The 16,468-nt window shown below is 70.5% G+C and carries 14 protein-coding genes; 8 read left to right on the top strand and 6 right to left on the bottom strand.

Annotated features, from left to right (window positions below; translation table 11 throughout):
• Positions 1 to 273 precede the first annotated feature (273 nt).
• The 3 genes from NE236_RS26015 (at position 274) to NE236_RS26005 (ending at position 2,003) form a co-directional block, all read left to right on the top strand.
• Entirely contained in the window at positions 274 to 435 is a 162-nt protein-coding gene (locus NE236_RS26015; RefSeq protein ID WP_252844767.1) for a hypothetical protein, read from the top strand.
• 812 nt (positions 436 to 1,247) lie between these two features.
• A complete protein-coding gene (locus NE236_RS26010; RefSeq protein WP_252844766.1) occupies positions 1,248 to 1,493 on the top strand; it encodes a lipopolysaccharide assembly protein LapA domain-containing protein in 246 nt (81 codons plus the stop codon).
• A 153-nt stretch (positions 1,494 to 1,646) separates the two neighbouring features.
• Positions 1,647 to 2,003: a hypothetical protein gene (locus tag NE236_RS26005; protein ID WP_252844765.1), complete on the top strand. Its 357-nt coding sequence runs from the start codon at positions 1,647 to 1,649 to the stop codon at positions 2,001 to 2,003.
• A 20-nt stretch (positions 2,004 to 2,023) separates the two neighbouring features.
• On the opposite strand, the gene NE236_RS26000 is transcribed toward NE236_RS26005, so the two are convergent.
• The 3 genes from NE236_RS26000 to NE236_RS25990 form a co-directional block, all read right to left on the bottom strand.
• The gene (locus NE236_RS26000; protein ID WP_252844764.1) at positions 2,024 to 2,284 is read right to left on the bottom strand and encodes a hypothetical protein; all 261 of its coding nucleotides are present in this window, start codon (positions 2,282 to 2,284) and stop codon (positions 2,024 to 2,026) included.
• A 290-nt stretch (positions 2,285 to 2,574) separates the two neighbouring features.
• Positions 2,575 to 3,030 (bottom strand): universal stress protein, encoded by a 456-nt coding sequence (locus tag NE236_RS25995; protein ID WP_252844763.1) that lies wholly within the window; start codon positions 3,028 to 3,030, stop codon positions 2,575 to 2,577.
• A gap of 153 nt (positions 3,031 to 3,183) precedes the next feature.
• Positions 3,184 to 3,477, bottom strand: coding sequence for a UBP-type zinc finger domain-containing protein (locus tag NE236_RS25990; protein ID WP_252844897.1), 294 nt, complete (start codon positions 3,475 to 3,477; stop codon positions 3,184 to 3,186).
• A 379-nt stretch (positions 3,478 to 3,856) separates the two neighbouring features.
• Here NE236_RS25990 and NE236_RS25985 point away from each other — a divergent pair, with 379 nt between their 5' ends.
• From NE236_RS25985 to NE236_RS25975, 3 genes are all read left to right on the top strand, one after another.
• Complete coding sequence (locus tag NE236_RS25985) at positions 3,857 to 4,771, top strand: LysR family transcriptional regulator (protein WP_252844762.1); 915 nt, start codon at positions 3,857 to 3,859, stop codon at positions 4,769 to 4,771.
• A 358-nt stretch (positions 4,772 to 5,129) separates the two neighbouring features.
• Positions 5,130 to 6,389, top strand: coding sequence for a beta-ketoacyl-[acyl-carrier-protein] synthase family protein (locus NE236_RS25980; RefSeq protein ID WP_252844761.1), 1,260 nt, complete (start codon positions 5,130 to 5,132; stop codon positions 6,387 to 6,389).
• A complete protein-coding gene (locus tag NE236_RS25975) occupies positions 6,386 to 7,654 on the top strand; it encodes a ketosynthase chain-length factor (RefSeq protein ID WP_252844760.1) in 1,269 nt (422 codons plus the stop codon). The genes NE236_RS25980 and NE236_RS25975 overlap by 4 nt, the downstream gene beginning before the upstream one ends.
• Before the next feature lie 63 nt (positions 7,655 to 7,717).
• On the opposite strand, the gene NE236_RS25970 is transcribed toward NE236_RS25975, so the two are convergent.
• Positions 7,718 to 8,659 (bottom strand): aromatase/cyclase, encoded by a 942-nt coding sequence (locus NE236_RS25970; RefSeq protein WP_252844759.1) that lies wholly within the window; start codon positions 8,657 to 8,659, stop codon positions 7,718 to 7,720.
• A gap of 177 nt (positions 8,660 to 8,836) precedes the next feature.
• On the opposite strand from NE236_RS25970, the gene NE236_RS25965 reads away from it, so the two are divergent.
• Together NE236_RS25965 and fabG are read left to right on the top strand one after the other, a co-directional pair.
• Complete coding sequence (locus tag NE236_RS25965; protein WP_252844758.1) at positions 8,837 to 9,280, top strand: nuclear transport factor 2 family protein; 444 nt, start codon at positions 8,837 to 8,839, stop codon at positions 9,278 to 9,280.
• 1 nt (position 9,281) lies between these two features.
• Positions 9,282 to 10,061 carry a 3-oxoacyl-ACP reductase FabG gene (gene fabG / locus NE236_RS25960; RefSeq protein WP_252844757.1) on the top strand — a complete coding sequence of 260 codons (780 nt, stop codon included), beginning with the start codon at positions 9,282 to 9,284 and terminating at the stop codon, positions 10,059 to 10,061.
• Positions 10,062 to 10,205: 144 nt separating this feature from the next.
• Here fabG and NE236_RS25955 read toward each other — a convergent pair whose 3' ends face one another.
• Both NE236_RS25955 and NE236_RS25950 read right to left on the bottom strand, forming a co-directional pair.
• A complete protein-coding gene (locus tag NE236_RS25955) occupies positions 10,206 to 10,466 on the bottom strand; it encodes an acyl carrier protein (RefSeq protein ID WP_252844756.1) in 261 nt (86 codons plus the stop codon).
• A gap of 70 nt (positions 10,467 to 10,536) precedes the next feature.
• Positions 10,537 to 16,467, bottom strand: coding sequence for a type I polyketide synthase (locus NE236_RS25950; RefSeq protein ID WP_252844755.1), 5,931 nt, complete (start codon positions 16,465 to 16,467; stop codon positions 10,537 to 10,539).
• Position 16,468 lies beyond the last annotated feature (1 nt).

The following is a 16,468-nucleotide window of genomic DNA, read 5'->3' as shown; positions in this document are numbered from 1 at the left end:
CCCGTCCCGGGGAGGAAACCCCAAAATTCCGACAGTGTTTTCCTCGGGCTGTGAGCCTGCCGGACGCAAAGTGTTGGGACCCACTCCAGAATTGAACAGGCGAGAGGACGACTGATACCGCGCCCACCCGTCGGGTCCCCGCACCTTCAGGTCAGGCCCGCACCGCGACCGGTGTCCCGACTCGCACCAGTGTCGCGTGGGTAGGGGTGTGGGCCGCCGCGATCGTGCTGATCGCCGTCATCACGTTCATCTTGCAGAACCCCCGTAGCGTGCATGTCCTTCCTGGGCATGCACGGTGCGCTGCCGCTGCCGCTGCCGCTGCCGCTGGCGGTCGGGCTGCTGATCGCCATCGTCGGCGGGATAGTGGTCACGCTGGTTCTCGGCACCGCCCGCATCACCCAGGTGCGCCGCCTAGCCCGCCGGCGTCGCCGGTAGGAGCCACGGCACGCCCGTTCACGCGTAACGAGCGAGGTGCAGCGCGCACCATGGTGAGGTACAGCGCGCACCATGGCGGTGCGCCCCGGGCCATCGCGGCCGTGCCGAAACGCCGCACGTCAAGATTCTGAGCCGAGTTTTCGAGCCGCGCAGCACCCGATCAGGCCTGATTTTCTGGCGATCAGACCCTGCCTGCGATAAGTTTGATGTGGGCCATGCACTCTCACGTGTAGCGGCCCGAAAGGGCGACCCCGGTGTGACTGCACCGGGGCCGTTTTCGGTTTGCTTCGGTGCGATGCTCATCGGTGGGCCGCCAGGTCCCGCGCGGGCCGCTCCGGCCGGTGTCTGCGGTTCGTGACGGCAGGTGAGGGCGATGCGGTACGGGGGGCCTCCTGGCCAGCGCGTGTCACCGGCGGAATCCGCCGTCGTCCGGGCGTGAACGCGGGCTGGCAGAGACGCGTCGAGGGTCGGTGCTGGGGCGGCTGGGACGCCTCCGGCCGCATGTGGGATCGAAACCTCGGAAGTTGTGTTTAAGGCCAGTCATTCCGTCGAGGTGAAGTATCGGAAAGTCGCTCGCGGAGTGTGCTTCAGATATTGCTAGTTATCGGAAGCCGATAAGCGTAGAATCGAAGTATCCGGAAAATGACGACACCCCGATTTTGAGGCTGCCTGCCACGCCGGCTCCTGAGAGGGGATGTCCATGCCGTTTCTGCATCGCACCCATACAAACGCCCCGATTACTCCACCCACGCACACTCGTAGCCTCCGGCGCGGTGCCCGGCGAGGCCCGGCCTGAGTCGGCGCTACGAGCGGTGTCTGCGAGCCGCACCAGTGTGGTGTGGGCGGGCGCGTGGGCCGTCGCGATAGTACTGATCGCCGTCATCGTGTTCATCCTGCAGAAGACCCGCAGCGTGCAGGTGTCTTTCTTCGGTTTGCACGGCGCGCTTCCGCTGGCGGTCGGGCTGCTGATCGCCATGGTCGCGGGGGTCGTGGTCACGCTGGTGCTCGGCACTGCCCGCATCACCCAGGTGCGCCGTCTCGCCCGGCGCCGCCGGTAGCAACCCGCGGCCTTTGGTCGCACGGTCCACTGGCCTCGCCGTCCAGTACGTGTGCGGACAACTCGTTCAACTCGGATGGTTGTCGGGGCTCGGCGTCGGCGGCACCGAAACGGGCTACCTGTTCGGCAATGAAACGACTGATGAGGAGAACTGATGAATCATCGTCAGCAGACCTTCGCCCGCCAACCGCGACTAGGAACCGGCTTTGCCGAGTCCGAGGCGAAATGGGTGACTCGCCGTCTCGCGCCGCTCGTGACCCGGCTGCGTTCCTTCGCCGACACGGCTGTCGAACTCGACCTCAGTATCAAGGACCGCGATGGCATCGATCCGCGAGTGACCCTCGTGTGCCGGGTCACCGGGCAAACCCGCTTGGTGGCCACCGCGGCCGCCCGCAGGCTGGGCACCGCCGTGGCGGAGGTCCGGGACGACATGATCCGTCAGATCGATGGCGCCAAGGCCGTCAAGATTCGGCGCGAGCCGCGCCATACCCGTGCTGACCGCCGGCGCTGAACCGGCAACGTCAAGATCGGTTAGAGGTACTGGCCCGTCGCGCCGCTATCGGTCCTCGACACCCGCATCGACACCACGTTGGCCATGTTGATGACCACGCCGTTCTCGTCGGGCTCGCGCTCATACCTCGCCTCGTTCAAGACCAGGCTGCGATGCTCGTCGATGGCGTGAGCGACCGCCTCGAGCGCCTCATCCTCGTCGGTGAAATCCCGGCACACCACGGAGACATCTTCCCCGCCTACCGGGTGAAATCGCAGGATAAGTACGATGTTGTCAGGCACGGCCGGTCCCCTTCCGCGCGGAATCCAGGCGGGCGGCCCGACCCGGCTGTAGTCGACGCTTCGTCGGCGCGGACCCCGACACTCTCAAGTGTGCCCTCGTCTGCCGTCCCAGGAACCAGGGCAATCGAACCGGCCTGGCGACGCTTCCCGCGGTGTCGGCGCCCGTCACCTCGCTGTTCGGGGTGCACCTCCTCGAGAGGCTCCGCAGGGGCGGCCGTGGTTTCCGGAGGTGGTGAGCCGGGCGCGTCAGGAACGAGACCGGATGGCGCCGGCGGCTGGAGGGATGCATGTCAGGGCACGATGAGGACCGGACACTTCGTGTGCCGGCACACCTCGTCGGCGACGTTGGACCGGAACAGCGCAGACGGCCGGCTGTGCTGCCGGGAACCCAGGACGATCAGGTCCACGTCCAACTCCCGCGCCTGGTCCAGTACGGCTCGTGGCGTGTATCCCGGCGTGCTTTCCAGCAGCAGGCCCTCGGCGTGTACCCCAGCCGTGGACAGGACGGCGACGGCGTCGTCGACCATCCGTCGGGCCACGGTGTTCGCGTCGCTCGCCGCCGGTTCACCGGCCAGTGCCTGGCTTGCCAGGGTGCCCAGTATCGACGGCAGGGACGGAAAGTCCGTGGCCCGCACATGCAGAACGATGACCGTCGCGCCGGTCAGCGATGCTAGGTGCCGGGTCTGCTCCAGGACGGCCTCCGTACTCGCCGTCCAATCGATCGCGGCGAGGATTCGCTTGTACATCGTCGTCCGGTCCTTTCTTCTGGAGTCTCAGGCCGCGTCGGCGTCGTCCGCCGGTCTTGGTCCCGTGCGGGTTCATCTGGGCGCGGTGGCCCGGCCGACCGCGTGGAGGTGGCGGAGAACTTCGGCTGTGACGAGATGGTGGAGGGGGGCTGCTCAGACCGTGCGGCGGTGGACGTAGCACCATCTCCAGGTCGACGTGGACTGCAACGCGCGTACCACCGGATGGTCGGTCTCTTCGTAGTGCGCGCGAGCGTGGCGACGGGGCGAGTCATCAGAGCACGCCACCCAGCCGCATGTCAGGCACGCCACAAGTCCGGCCCGGTGCTCACCGGTGGCTCCGCATTCCCGGCACGTGCTCGAGTCGGGAGCCACCGGCACCAGCGCATCGAGATGCTCACATCGGGGTGCCGACCCGTTCGAGCTGACGCCTCGCGCATCGAGCGCCATGCCGGTGCCATCCGCACTCATCTGCGCCCCCCTTCCCCGGAGTCTGCGCGGTGTCACGCCGGGGCTGATCACTTCCAGCGGTGTCACGCCGGGGCTGATCACTTCCAGTCCACCCGCATCGGGGCCGGATGGAAATCGGCAATCCGAACAAGCCTCATCACCTGCCCTGATCGCCAGGCGGCGCCTCTGCGGCGGACAACGGGCGACCTCTCCGGAGCTGGGCGATGCCGGCGACCGACGGGAACCTCATCACAGACCTGGATCCCGACCTTCGCCGCATGCGAGCCTGTACATGACGCGCGCGAACCGGCACTTGGGTATCGGGCGCGCCGGGCCATGGTGGCAGGTTGGTTCCAGCGGTGAGGTGGAGGTGGCGGGCATGGAGGTTCGCCAGCTTCGCTACTTCGTGACCCTGGCGGAAGAGTTGCACTTCGGGCGGGCGGCCGCACGGGAGTACATCGTGCAGTCGGCGTTGAGTCAGCAGGTGCAGCGGCTGGAACGCGAGCTGGGGGTACGCCTGCTGGAGCGCAGCACCCACCACGTCGGGCTGACGGCGGCGGGAGCGGCGTTCCTGGTCGAGGCACGGCAGATCCTCGCTCACATCGACCGGGCGGCGCAGGTCGCCCGCAGCGCGGCCGGAGCGTCTCCCAGCCTGCGCGTCGGCATCATCGACGCGAGCTACGACTCGATGCCGCAGATCCTGCACGAGGTTCAGGCCACGTATCCCGATCTGGTGATTCACCAGGTCGAGGCCGGCGTGCCCGAGCAGTACCAGCAACTCCTCGACGGCCGCCTGGACGTGGGCATCGGACGGGCCGCGCTCGCCCCGTCCGGGGTGGCATCACACCTGTTCCGCCAGGATCCGCTGGGAGTACTGGTCCCCGACGGTCACCGCTTCACGTCCTTGGACGGTGTGCCGGTCGCCACGCTCGCACAAGAGCCCCTGCTGCTCGCCGAGAACGTGCAGGCGCCGGAGTTCAACCAGTTCGTGGTTGAGATGTGCCGGTCGGCCGGGTTCACGCCCGCCGTGTACGAAGGCACCGTGGAGAGCATCCGCGCCGCCGCCGATCTGGTCGCGGCAGGACGGTGCCTGTACTGCGTTCCCTCCTCCTGCATCTCCGCCCTCCCCGGAACGATCTGGCGGCCGCTGATCGAACCGGTGTCCCATTACCCGTGGTCGATTCTGTGGCGTGCGACCGACGCCTCCGATCACGTCCGCGCCATCATCACCTGCGCCCGGGCGACGTCGCAGCGATTGGGCTGGCTGGCGATCTCGGAGCGGACAGGCGGCTGAAATGCCGGGCCGCCCGCTCATCAGCTGACGTGATGGGCCTTGCTCAGGTTCATGGTTTCCGTGCCCAGGACGTGGCCGGTCCTGCCGGTCGGCAGCCAAGACGGCACGGCACCCGCCGAGCCGTTCTCGAGAGAGTCTCGACCCGCGGCTCCGACACTTCAGCTGTTCCCTGGAAGGTCGTGCTCGGCGCGCTGACGCCGGCGCCGAGAGAGGGGCTCTGAGAGTCGATGCCTGTCTTGTCCGGCCATACGTTCACTTTCACAAGCGCCGCGTCCCCTCCTCCACGTGCAGCCGTCCGCTCTCCCGCCGTCAGGTCCCACGCCGTCACGCTCCACGCCGTCACGGCCCAGGAAGAGCGATGAGCCGCCGGGTCGCCCTCACCGGGATCGGCGTGCGAGCGCCCGGTGGCGCGAACACCAAGGGGTTCTGGCAACTGCTCACGTCCGGTACCACCGCCACACGCACGATCACCCTCTTCGACGCGTCGGCGTTCCGGTCGCAGATCGCCGCCGAATGCGACTTCGACCCGGCGGCCGAGGGCCTGAGCGCTCAGGAGATCCGCCGGATGGACCGGACGGCGCAGCTGGCCGTGGCCGCGACCAGGGAGGCCCTTACCGACAGCGGGCTGACCGAGTCCGACCGGGATCCGCAGCGCACCGGCGTGGCCCTGGGCAGCGCGATCGGCGCCACCATGACGCTCGACCAGGAGTACGCGGTCGTTAGCGACGGAGGCCGCACGTGGCTCGTGGACCACGAGTATGTGATCCCACACCTGTTCGGCTGTTTCGTTCCGACGGCCCTGGCCGCCGAGGTCGCCTGGACGGTGGGAGCGGAGGGGCCGACCTCGCTGGTCTCCACCGGCTGCACCTCCGGGATCGAATCGGTGGCCTACGCGGCGCAGGTGATCCGCGAGGGCTCTGCCGAGGTGATGGTGGCCGGTGCCACCGACGCCCCCATCTCTCCGATCACCGTGGCCTGTTTCGATGCGATCAAGGCCACGTCCCCGCGCAACGACGATCCCGCCCATGCCAGCCGTCCGTTCGACCTGAGTCGCAACGGCTTCGTGCTGGGTGAGGGAAGCGCCATGTTCGTCCTCGAGGACCTCGACCGGGCGAGGGCGCGGGGCGCCCACATCTACGCGGAGCTCGCCGGCTGGGCGGTGCGGTCGAACGCGTACCACATGACCGGCCTGCGTCCGCACGGTGCGGAGATGGCGGCCGCGATCGGCGCGGCGCTCGGCATGGCCGGCCGGGCACCCGGGCAGATCGACTACGTCAACGCGCACGGCTCGGGCACCAAGCAGAACGACCGGCACGAGACCGACGCTTTCAAACGGAGCCTGGGCGACCACGCCTACCGGGTGCCGATCAGCTCGATCAAGTCCATGGTCGGCCACTCGCTCGGCGCCATCGGCTCGATCGAGATCGCCGCCTGCGCGCTGGCGCTGGAGTACGGCGTGGTGCCGCCGACCGCCAACCTCCGCGAGCCGGATCCCGAGTGTGACCTGGACTATGTACCGCTCGAGGCACGGGAGGTGGACGCCGTGAACGTGCTGACCGTCGGCAGCGGCTTCGGTGGATTCCAGAGCGCCATGGTGCTGACGAAGGTGGACTCATGACGACGGCCCCCGTGACGCGGGAGGCCGGCAGGAGCACGGGGACGTCGGCGAGAACGGTCGTCACCGGGCTCGGCATCGCCGCTCCGAACGGCTTGGGAACCCGGCCGTACTGGGCGGCGACTCTGAACGGCGAGAACGCCATCCACCGCATCGACCGCTTCGACCCTTCGAACTACCCGGCGACGTTGGCGGGCGAGGTGCCCGCGTACGAGCCGGACGACCACCTTCCCGGCCGTCTGGTGCCCCAGACCGACGCGGTGACCCGGCTGGCGCTGATGGCCACGGACTGGGCGCTCTCCGACGCGGGAGTCGATCTGGACTCGGTGTCGGATTTCGACGTCGGCGTCGTCACGGCGAGTTCTTCCGGCGGCTACGAGTTCAGCCAGCGCGAACTTCAGAAGTTGTGGGGCGGGGACGGCCGCGTGAGCGCCTACCTGTCGTTCGCCTGGTTCTACGCCGTGAACACCGGCCAGATCTCCATCCGACACGGCCTGCGCGGCCCCAGCAGCGTCCTGGTGAACGGCCAGTCCGGAGGCCTGGACGCCCTGGCCCACGCCCGGCGATACGTCCGGGACGGGCTGCCGATCGTGGTCTCGGGTGGAATGGAGAGCGCGATGTGCCCGTGGGGCTGGGCGGCGCAGCTGGCCAACCACGCGATGAGCCGGAGCTCCGACCCGGCCAGGGCCTATCTGCCCTTCGACTCCGCCGCCTGCGGTTTCGTCCCGGGCGAGGGCGGCGCCATCCTGATCGTCGAGGACGCCGAGGCGGCCCGGCGGCGTGGGGCCACGCCGTACGGGGAGATCGTCGGTTACGGCACCACCTTCGATCCCAAGCCCGGATCGGGGCGTGGGCCCAACCTCGAGCGGGCCATCCGGCTCGCACTGGCCGACGCCGCCCTGTCCCCGGGCGACATCGACGTGGTCTTCGCGGACGCGGCCGGCGTCGCGGAGCTGGACCGCGCCGAGGCCGCCGCCATCACGGCCGTCTTCGGCCCGTACGGCGTCCCGGTCACCGCGCCGAAGACGATGACGGGGTGGCTGTACGCCGGTGGTTCCGCGGTGGACGTCGCCACGGCGCTGCTCACCATGCGCCACGGCGTCATCCCCGCCATGACCAATGTGACCGATCCGGTGCCCGGTGACCGGCTGGACCTGGTCCGCGGCGAGCCCAGGCGCACACTCGTGCGGAGCGCGCTGGTCCTGGCGCGTGGCTTCGGCGGTTTCAATTCGGCGCTGGTCCTTGCGGCGTCCCCGCGCGTCACCTGAGGGCTTCCGCGGAGAAACGGCGGCCGCCCCTGCGGGGGCGGCCGCCGTTTCGCTTCGCGTATGTCATCCCGTCTCTGCGAACTCCTTGGCGAGAGCGAGCGTGGCCCGGCTGTTGCCGCCGATCGCGTCGCGAACGACCTCTCTGGTCGTGGCCGGTGTCGCGGCCGTCCCGGGCACCGAGTCGAGCGCCTTCTCGTTCAGCGTCACCGTGTGCCGTGAACGCACGAGGACTCCGGCGTCGACCTTCTCCAGCACCCACTCGCCGGTGTGCGCCGCGATCAGCGCCGGCGTGACGACCTGTTTGTAGACGATGCGCTGCGCCGGGAAGCAGACCCGGACGGACTCGGTGAGGTGCGTCGACCCGTCCTTCGCCCTGGTGCGCATCGCCATGGTCTGCACGCCGTCCGGCGTTTCGTCGAACTCCATGGCGGCGACGTGCGGGAGCCGCTTCGGCCATTCGCCCGCGTCGTGCAGGAATCCGTAGACCGCCTCCGGTGCGGCGTCGATGTGGATCGAGTCCTCGAAGGAGAACACCAGTTCGCCGAGGCGGTCCCAGCTCTCGGCGAGCCGTTTGAGGTTGCCGAGTTCCAGCCCGCTGTTCTCGTCGGTGGCCCGTCTGATCCACTCGACGCCCTCGGGATCGTCGTCGACGGCCTCGAAATCGTGGAGCAGCACCAGCCGTACGCCACCGTCGCCGAGGGAGGACACCGACCAGGTGCCGCCCATGGACCTGACCGGGGGCGCGGACACCTCCTGCCGGAACTCGACCGTGCGCTGGTCCGGATCGACCTTCCGCAGGGAGGTCCAGTTGCGGACCTCGCCGTTGCCCGTGGCCCAGATCCGGAGCCGCTCGTGGCCGCCACCGAGCCCGGTGCGTTCGACGTGAACGGTCGGCGCGAAGAACTGGGGCCAGCGGACGGGATCGGCGATGACCCCGTAGACGACGTCGGCGGGAGCCGCGATATCGATCTCGCTCCGAGTCTGATGCCGCCCGACTGGTGGCATGGTGGTCGCCCTTCTGCACGGGAACAGCGTGGATTCTCAGTCTCTTCGGCCCGGCTCGACTCTCGGCCAAGGGCGACTCGAGCGCCGCGTTCCCGGAGGCAGGCGGGACTCTAATCGTCCTCAAGCGGGCGGGGTGAAACTGGGGCCAACGCGTACCGAGGCGATTCGGAGGGCCCCGTGTCAGAGGAACGGTCAGCGGTGTACCAGGAGATCCACCACTTCTACGCCCGGCAGATGCGACTCCTCGACGAGGGACGAGTCGCCGAATGGGCCGAGACATTCGAACCCGACGGCGTGTTCGACGCCAACGGCCACCCGGAGCCGCTCCGCGGCCGGGAGATGATCGAGTCGGGGGCCCGCAAGGCGAGCGAGCGACTGGCGGCGGACGGCGTCCAACGCCGGCACTGGCTCGGAATGCTGGAGGTCGCCGAACGCCCGGACGGCACTCTGTTCGCTCAGACGTACGCGCTGATCCTCAGCACCCCACGGGGCGGTCAGGCGAGCGTTCACATGAGCACCACCTGCGCGGACGTACTGGTTCGCGACGAAGGAACACTGCGGGTGCGCCGCCGCACGGTGCGGCGCGACGACCTGGCGGCCGCTGACGGAGGGGAGAACTGACATGACCGACGACAGGACCGCGCTGGTGACCGGGGCGACGGCCGGCATCGGGCTGGCGATCACCCGTACCCTCGCGGAGCTGGGCATGCGGGTCTACATCTGCGCCCGCGACAGGGACAACCTCACGGCCACCGTCGACAAGCTCCGCGGCGAGAATCTGCGGGTCGACGGGACGACGTGCGACGTACGCTCGCTCGCGGAGATCAAACGGTTCGTGGCCGCGGCGGTGGACCGGTACGGCCCCGTCGACGTGCTGGTCAACAACGCCGGGCGCAGCGGCGGCGGCGTCACCGCCCGGATCGACGACGAGACGTGGGACGACGTCATCGAGACCAACCTGGGCAGCGTCTTCCGCGTCACCCGGGAGGTGCTGACCGCGGGCGGCATGCTCGACAGGCCCAGCGGCCGGATCATCAACATCGCCTCCACCGGCGGCAAGCAGGGCGTGGTGCTCGGTGCCCCGTACTCCGCTTCCAAGCACGGCGTCATCGGCCTGACGAAGGCGCTGGGGCTCGAGCTGGCCAAGACGGGTATCACCGTCAACGCGGTCTGCCCCGGCTATGTCGAGACGCCGATGGCCGAGCGGGTCCGCGCGGGCTACGCCGGCATCTGGGGGATCTCCGAGGCCGAAGTGCTCGAACGGTTCAACGCCAAGATCCCGCTTGGCCGCTACACCACTCCGGAAGAGGTGGCCGGCCTCACCGGTTATCTCGTCTCCGACAGCGCCGCGGCGATCACGGCCCAGGCGCTCAACGTCTGCGGCGGCCTGGGCAATTACTGACCTGGAACCGACGCGAACGCCCTCGCCGGGTCGGCCCCGGCGAGGGCGTTTCCCGCGCGTCCGGTCTCCGTGCGGCGCTCCGGCGTGTTCGGCGGTCACCGGCCGGGTCTCCGGGAGGACGGGGAACCATCCGGCCCGGCGGGCTCACCGGGCCGCTGCGGCCAGGCGTACGTTGACGAAGTCGACGAACGCGCGTGGCGTCGTCAGCTCGGCCGTGTCCTCCTCCGGAAGCTCCACCCCGAACTCCCGTTCGACGGCGCTGGCGGTCTCCATCATCGCCAGCGAGTCGTAGCCGAGCTCGTCGAACTCCAGGTCCAGGATGTCCCCGTCCAGGTCGATCGAGTCGTCCTCACCGGCCGCCGCCCGCATCGTGCGTACGAGGTCGGTCACCGTGAACTGTCCCATTTCTCCGCACCTTTCGCTCGTTTCCGTGATCACAGATCGGACGTCTTCGAATCCACGATCCACAGACGCCCTAAACGACCGTTCGAGGCCCGCTGGAGATGCGGGCGGAGTCGTCGTCATCGCCGTCACCGAGCCGTTCTCGCATCAACGTGACCAGGGCGGACGGCGTGGGTGCCTCGGATATGAGGGCGGCCGGCAGACGCAGCCCGGTGGCCGCGCTCAGCCGGTTCCGCAGGTCCATCCCGCTGAGGGAGTCGAAACCCAGGTCCCGGAACTCCAGATCGAGGGGGAGTTCCTCGGGGTCGGGATGGCCGAGGGCGAACGCCGCGTTCCGGCGTACCAGGTCGAACAGGGCTCTCTCGAGGTCGGCCGGTGGCAGGGCGGTGAGGGCCACGGTCTCCTGGTCCGTCTCCTCGGGAGGCGTCTCGGACCCGGGCAGGTCGACCGGCGGGGGAGCGGCCGAGGTGAGGTCGAGCCAATACCGCTCCCGGGCGAACGGATAGGTCGGAAGGTCCACGTGCCGCCCGGCCGGAGCCGGCGCGCGCCAGTTCACCGGGCTCCCCGCCACGTACGCCGACGCCGCGGACCTGAGCATCTGGGGGAGTCCGCCCTGCCCCCGCCGTAGCGTCCCGGTGGCGACGACCCGCGCGGAGAGCTCGTCGGCGGTCGACTGGACCGAGGACGTCAGCACCGGATGCGGGCTGACCTCGACGAAGAGCGTGTGGCCCGATTCCATCAGCGCCCGCGTCGCGGCCTGGAACCGCACGGTGCCGCGCAGGTTGGCGTACCAGTAGCCGGCGTCCATGGTCGTGGTGTCGAGCAGGTCCCCCGTGAGGGTCGAATACAGGGGCACGTCACCCTCGCGGGGCTCGATCCCGGCCAGAACGTCCTGCAGGTCGGCGCGCAGAGGCTCCATGCCCACGGTGTGCGAGGCGTAGTCGACGTCGATCCGGCGTACGTCGATCCCGGCGGCGGCGTACTCGGCGATCAGTCCCTCGAGGGCCTCCGGCTCTCCCGCCACTGTGGTCGACGCCGGCCCGTTGACCGTGGCGATCTCCAATCGCCCCCGCCACCGGCCGAGCACCGCTTCGACCTTGTCGGCGGGAAGCGGGACGGAGGCCATTCCGCCCGTGCCGGCCACCTTGACCAGGGACTGGCTTCGCCGTACGACGATCTGTACGGCGTGGTCGAGCGACAGCGCCCCGGCGGCGTAGGCCGCGGCGATCTCACCCTGCGAATGCCCCACCACGGCGTCCGGCTCGACGCCGAGCGAGCGCCAGACGGCGGCCAGCGAGACCATGACCCCGAAAAGTGCCGGCTGCACGACGTCCACGCGGGACAGCGACGCCGCGTCCGGGGCGCCCTCGACGACGTCGATCAGTGACCAGTCGGCCCACTTCGAGAGCGCCACGTCGCACGCCTCCATCTCGGCCCGGAAGGCGGGGGAGGTCCGCAGCAGATCACCGGCCATCCCCGGCCACTGGGAACCCTGGCCGGGGAACACGAAGGCCGTCCTGCCCCGGACGGAGCCGCCCTCGACCACCCCCGGGGCGGAGGTGCCGTCGGCGAGGGCGTCCAGGCCGTTCAGGAAGTCGGCGCGTTCCTCTCCCAGCACCACGGCACGCCACTCGTGCGCCGCGCGACCGGCCAGGGTGAACGCGATGTCGCCGTCGCCGGCCGCCGGGTCGTCCTGGATGAACCGCCGGAGCCGGCGTGCCCGGCGCCGCAGCCCGGCCCGATCCCGCGCCGAGAGTACCCACGGCATCGGGGGTTCGCCGGAATGCTCGGGTTCGGGTTCCTCCTGGTCCGCCTCCTGGAGGATGACGTGGGCGTTCGTTCCGCTGATGCCGAAGGACGATACGGCCGCGCGCCGGGGACGCGACCCCCGGGGCCAGGGGACCGGTTCGGTGAGCAGGGCGACGTCACCGGCCGTCCAATCCACGTGCGGGGACGGCTCGCGAACGTGCAGGGTCCGTGGCAGTTCACCCGCACGGATGGCCTCGACCATCTTGATCACACCACCGACCCCGGCCGCGGCCTGGGCATGACCGATGTTGGACTTGAGCGAACCGAGCCGGAGCGGTCGGCCCGCGTGCCGCCGGGAACCATAGACGGCCAGCAGGGCCTGTGCCTCGATCGGATCGCCGAGGGCCGTACCGGTCCCATGTGCCTCGACCGCGTCGACGTCCTGGCCCGACAGGCCCGCGTCGGCGAGCGCCCGCGTGATGACCGCCTCCTGCGCGCGGCCGTTCGGCGCGGTCAGGCCATTGCTCGTTCCGTCCTGGTTGGTCGCGCTGCCGACGACGAGTGCCAGCACCCGATGCCCGTTGCGGCGGGCGTCCGACAGACGTTCGAGGACGAGCACCCCCGCCCCCTCCGCCCACGCGGTGCCGTCGGCGTCCGCGGAGAACGCCTTGCAGCGCCCGTCCCGGGCGAGTCCGTGCTGGCGGTCGAACTCGACGAACATGCCGGGCGAGGCCATGACGGTGGTCCCGCCGGCGAGGGCCATGGTGCATTCGCCATCGCGCAGCGCGCGTACGGCCAGGTGCAGCGCCACCAGCGAGGACGAGCACGCGGTGTCCACAGTGAGGGCGGGCCCGGTGAAGCCGAAGGCATAGGCGACACGGCCCGAGATCACGCTCGGCGAGCTTCCGGTCAGCAGATATCCGCCGATCTCGCCCGCGCCCTCGTGCATGCGCGGCCCGTAGTCCTGGTGCGTCGCGCCGAGGTAGGTTCCCACGGGCCGACCGCGCAGAGTGGCCGGGTCCAGGCCGTACCGTTCGAACGCCTCCCAGACGATCTCCAGGGTGACGCGCTGCTGCGGGTCCATGGCCAGCGCCTCGCGCGGGCTGATGCCGAAGAATCCGGGGTCGAACCGGTCCACGTCGTGCAGGAAGCCGCCGCGGCGCGTGACCGCCCCGCCGCCTCCCGGATCCCAGCCCCGGTTCGCGGGGAAGTCCGAGATGGCGTCGGCGCCCTGGTCCACCAAGCGCCACAGGTCACCCGGCGAACGAACGTCGCCCGGATAACGGCAGCCCATCGCCACGATCGCAACGGGCTCCCCGGACGGAGCGGCGGGCGCGGGCCGCGGATCGGGCTCCGATGGGGCGGCCCGCGCGGTCTTCAGGAACGCGGCGAGCGTGGCAGGGGTCGGATGGTCGAACAACAGCGTCGCCGGCAGGTCCAGGCCGGTCGCCGCGGACAGCCGGTCCCGCAGTTCCATCGCCATCCGGGAATCCATGCCCAGGTCGTTGAACGGGGTGGCCTCGTCCACCGAAGCGGCGTCCCGGTGACCGAGCACGGCGGCGCTGTGCTCGGCGACCAGGTCGGCGACGGCGTCCCCCGACAGGTCGAGCACGCGGGGCGCCCCGGCGGGCTCGGGAGCCGGACTCTGGTACAGCGTGTCCACCCAGTGCCGTCGGCGCTGGAAGGGATAGGCCGGGAGCCCGACGGTGCGCCGCCCGGCGCCCAGGACGGTCTGCCAGTCCGGCTCTCCGCCGTGCGTGTGCAGTGCGGCCAGCAGGGTGACCAGTTCGCGCTCGGAATCGGCGCCGGCCAGGAAGGCCGAGCCGGAGACCGGGACGTTCTGCCCGGCCGCCCGGGTCAGTGCGTGGCCGGGACCGCACTCGGCGAAGACGCGCGCACCGGCGGCATGCAGGGCGGCGACGCAGTCGCCGAACCGGACCGCTTCACGGGCGTGCGTCGCCCAGTAGCCGGGCGACCGGAGGTCCGGGTCGGCGGCCGGCCGACCCGTGACGCCGGACATCAGCAGGACGCCATCGGCGGGGTGGAAGGTCAACCGGCCGGCGACGGCGCGCAACTCGGGTAGCACCGGGTCCATCAGCGGCGAGTGAAAGGCATGGCTCACCGCGAGCGGCCGGACCCGGCGCGATCTCCGGCGGAAGCGCTCGGCGATCCGGGCCAGCTCGGCCGCGTCCCCGGACACGACGACCGAGGTCGGGCCGTTGATCGCGGCGAGCGCCACCCGGTCTCGCCGCAGAAACGGCCGGACCTCCTCTTCTGTCGCCTCCAACGCGATCATGCCGCCGCCGGGCGGGAGACCCTGCATCAGGGAGCCTCGGGCCACGACGAATTCCACCGCGTCGCGCAGGGAGAGGACCCCGGCGACGTGGGCGGCGGCGATCTCGCCCACCGAGTGTCCCGCCACCATGTCCGGGCGCACGCCACAGGATTCGAGCAGACGGTAGGTCGCGACCTCCACCGTGAACAGCGCCGGCTGGGCGTATCGCGTCTGGTTCAGCAGATCGGCCTCCCCGGACCAGATGATCTCGCGCAGCGAGCGGCCCAGAGCGGCGTCGGCCTCGGCGCACACGGCGTCGAACGCCTCCGCGAACGCGGGAAACGCCGCGTGCAGGGCGCGGCCCATGGCGGTCCGCTGGGCGCCCTGCCCGGGAAACAGATACGCCAGTCCGCCGGAGACCGGCCGCCCCCGCACGATGCCAGGCCCGTCGGGAGTCGCGGCGCCCCCGGACGCGATCGTACGCAGCCCCGCGACCAGGTCACCGGTCCGCTCGGCGACCACCGCGGCCCGATGGGCGAAGACCCTCCTGGTCGCGACCAGGGAGTACGCGACGTCGGCCGGGTCGTGCGAGGGCCCGGCCGCCAGGTGATCCGCGAGGCGGTTCGCCTGATCCCGCAGAGCCTGCGGGGACGCGCCGGAGACCATCCAGGGCACCGGGCGCGCGGAATTCCCGGGTTCGGAGAGCGGACGCGGCGAAGCCGCGGACAGGACCACGTGACAGTTGGTTCCGCCCATCCCGAACGAGGACACTCCCGCCGACGGCGAACCGCCGGCCGACGGCCAGGAGGGCCAGTCGGTCGGCTCGCAGACGACGCGCAGCCCCAGCTCGTCCAGCGGGATGCCGGGGTTCGGCCGCGTGAAGTTGAGGCTGGGGGGAAGACGCCGGTGGGAGACGCTCAGGCAGGTCTTGATGAGGCCCGCGATCCCCGCCGCGCCCTCGAGATGTCCCAGGTTGGTCTTCACCGATCCGACCAGCAGTGGACGGCCGGGCGGGCGGCCCGCGCCGAGAACCGCGCCGAGGGCGGCGGCCTCCACCGGGTCCCCGACCTTCGTTCCCGTCCCGTGCAGTTCGACGTAGTCGACCGTGGACGGGTCGATGTTCGCCTGCTCGTACGCCCTGCGGAGAACGTCCTCCTGAGCCGACTCGCTCGGCGTGGTCAGGGTCCGGCCGGATCCCGCGCCGACCGCGGCGCCGACGATCACCGCGTAGACGTGGTCGCGGTCGGCGATCGCCTGGGCGGCCGGCTTGAGAACGACGGCTCCGCCGCCTTCCCCGCGCGCGTAGCCGTTGGCCCGCGCGTCGAAGGTGAAGCAGCGCCCGTCCGGTGAAAGCGCGCCGAACGCCACGGAGTCGGCGGTGGACTCCGCGGTGATGTCCAGGTGCACCCCGCCCGCGATGGCCAGGTCGCACTCGCCGCGGCGCAGGCTCTCGACGGCCATCTGGACCGCCACCAGCGATGAGGACTGTCCGGTGTCGACGGTGAGACTGGGCCCGCACAGCCCCAGGAAATCGGAGAGGCGGTTGGCGATGACGGCACGGCTCAGGCCGGTGAACGTGTGCGGAGTGCTGCCACCCGGACCCTGAGCGCGGACGACGGCCGCGTAGTCGGTCGCCATCGCCCCGACGAAGACACCTGCTCTGCTTCCCGCGAGCCGGTCGGGCCGGATGCGCGCGTCCTCGACGGCCTCCCAGCCCAACTCCAGCATCAGCCGCTGCTGCGGGTCCATCATGGCGGCCTCACGCGGGGGAATGCCGAAGAACTCGGCGTCGAAGCCCTCGACGTCGGTGAGGAAGGCGCCGGGCGGGCCGCCGAGCCGCCGTGCTTCGGGCGGTTCGGCGATGGCGTCCTGGCCGCACCACAGCAGCCGCCAGAAAGAGGCGGTGTCCGGGGCCGCGGGGAATCGGCAGGACATTCCGATGACGGCGATGGCGTGTTCGCCGGACGACACGATGTCCACG

The sequence above is a fragment of the Actinoallomurus purpureus genome (assembly GCF_024055795.1).
Classification (GTDB): Bacteria; Actinomycetota; Actinomycetes; order Streptosporangiales; family Streptosporangiaceae; genus Actinoallomurus; species Actinoallomurus purpureus.
Note: the sequence above shows the minus strand (reverse complement) of the source record. Positions and strands in the feature narration are given on the sequence as shown.

Coding starts and splice junctions, on each gene's coding strand:
- NE236_RS25995 (WP_252844763.1), bottom strand. CDS start 3,030: ATGTACAAGCGAATCCTCGCCGCGATCGATTGGACGGCGAGTACGGAG.
- NE236_RS25985 (WP_252844762.1), top strand. CDS start 3,857: ATGGAGGTTCGCCAGCTTCGCTACTTCGTGACCCTGGCGGAAGAGTTG.
- NE236_RS26005 (WP_252844765.1), top strand. CDS start 1,647: ATGAATCATCGTCAGCAGACCTTCGCCCGCCAACCGCGACTAGGAACC.
- fabG (WP_252844757.1), top strand. CDS start 9,282: ATGACCGACGACAGGACCGCGCTGGTGACCGGGGCGACGGCCGGCATC.
- NE236_RS25970 (WP_252844759.1), bottom strand. CDS start 8,659: ATGCCACCAGTCGGGCGGCATCAGACTCGGAGCGAGATCGATATCGCG.
- NE236_RS25955 (WP_252844756.1), bottom strand. CDS start 10,466: ATGGGACAGTTCACGGTGACCGACCTCGTACGCACGATGCGGGCGGCG.
- NE236_RS25975 (WP_252844760.1), top strand. CDS start 6,386: ATGACGACGGCCCCCGTGACGCGGGAGGCCGGCAGGAGCACGGGGACG.
- NE236_RS26015 (WP_252844767.1), top strand. CDS start 274: ATGTCCTTCCTGGGCATGCACGGTGCGCTGCCGCTGCCGCTGCCGCTG.
- NE236_RS25990 (WP_252844897.1), bottom strand. CDS start 3,477: ATGGCGCTCGATGCGCGAGGCGTCAGCTCGAACGGGTCGGCACCCCGA.
- NE236_RS25980 (WP_252844761.1), top strand. CDS start 5,130: ATGAGCCGCCGGGTCGCCCTCACCGGGATCGGCGTGCGAGCGCCCGGT.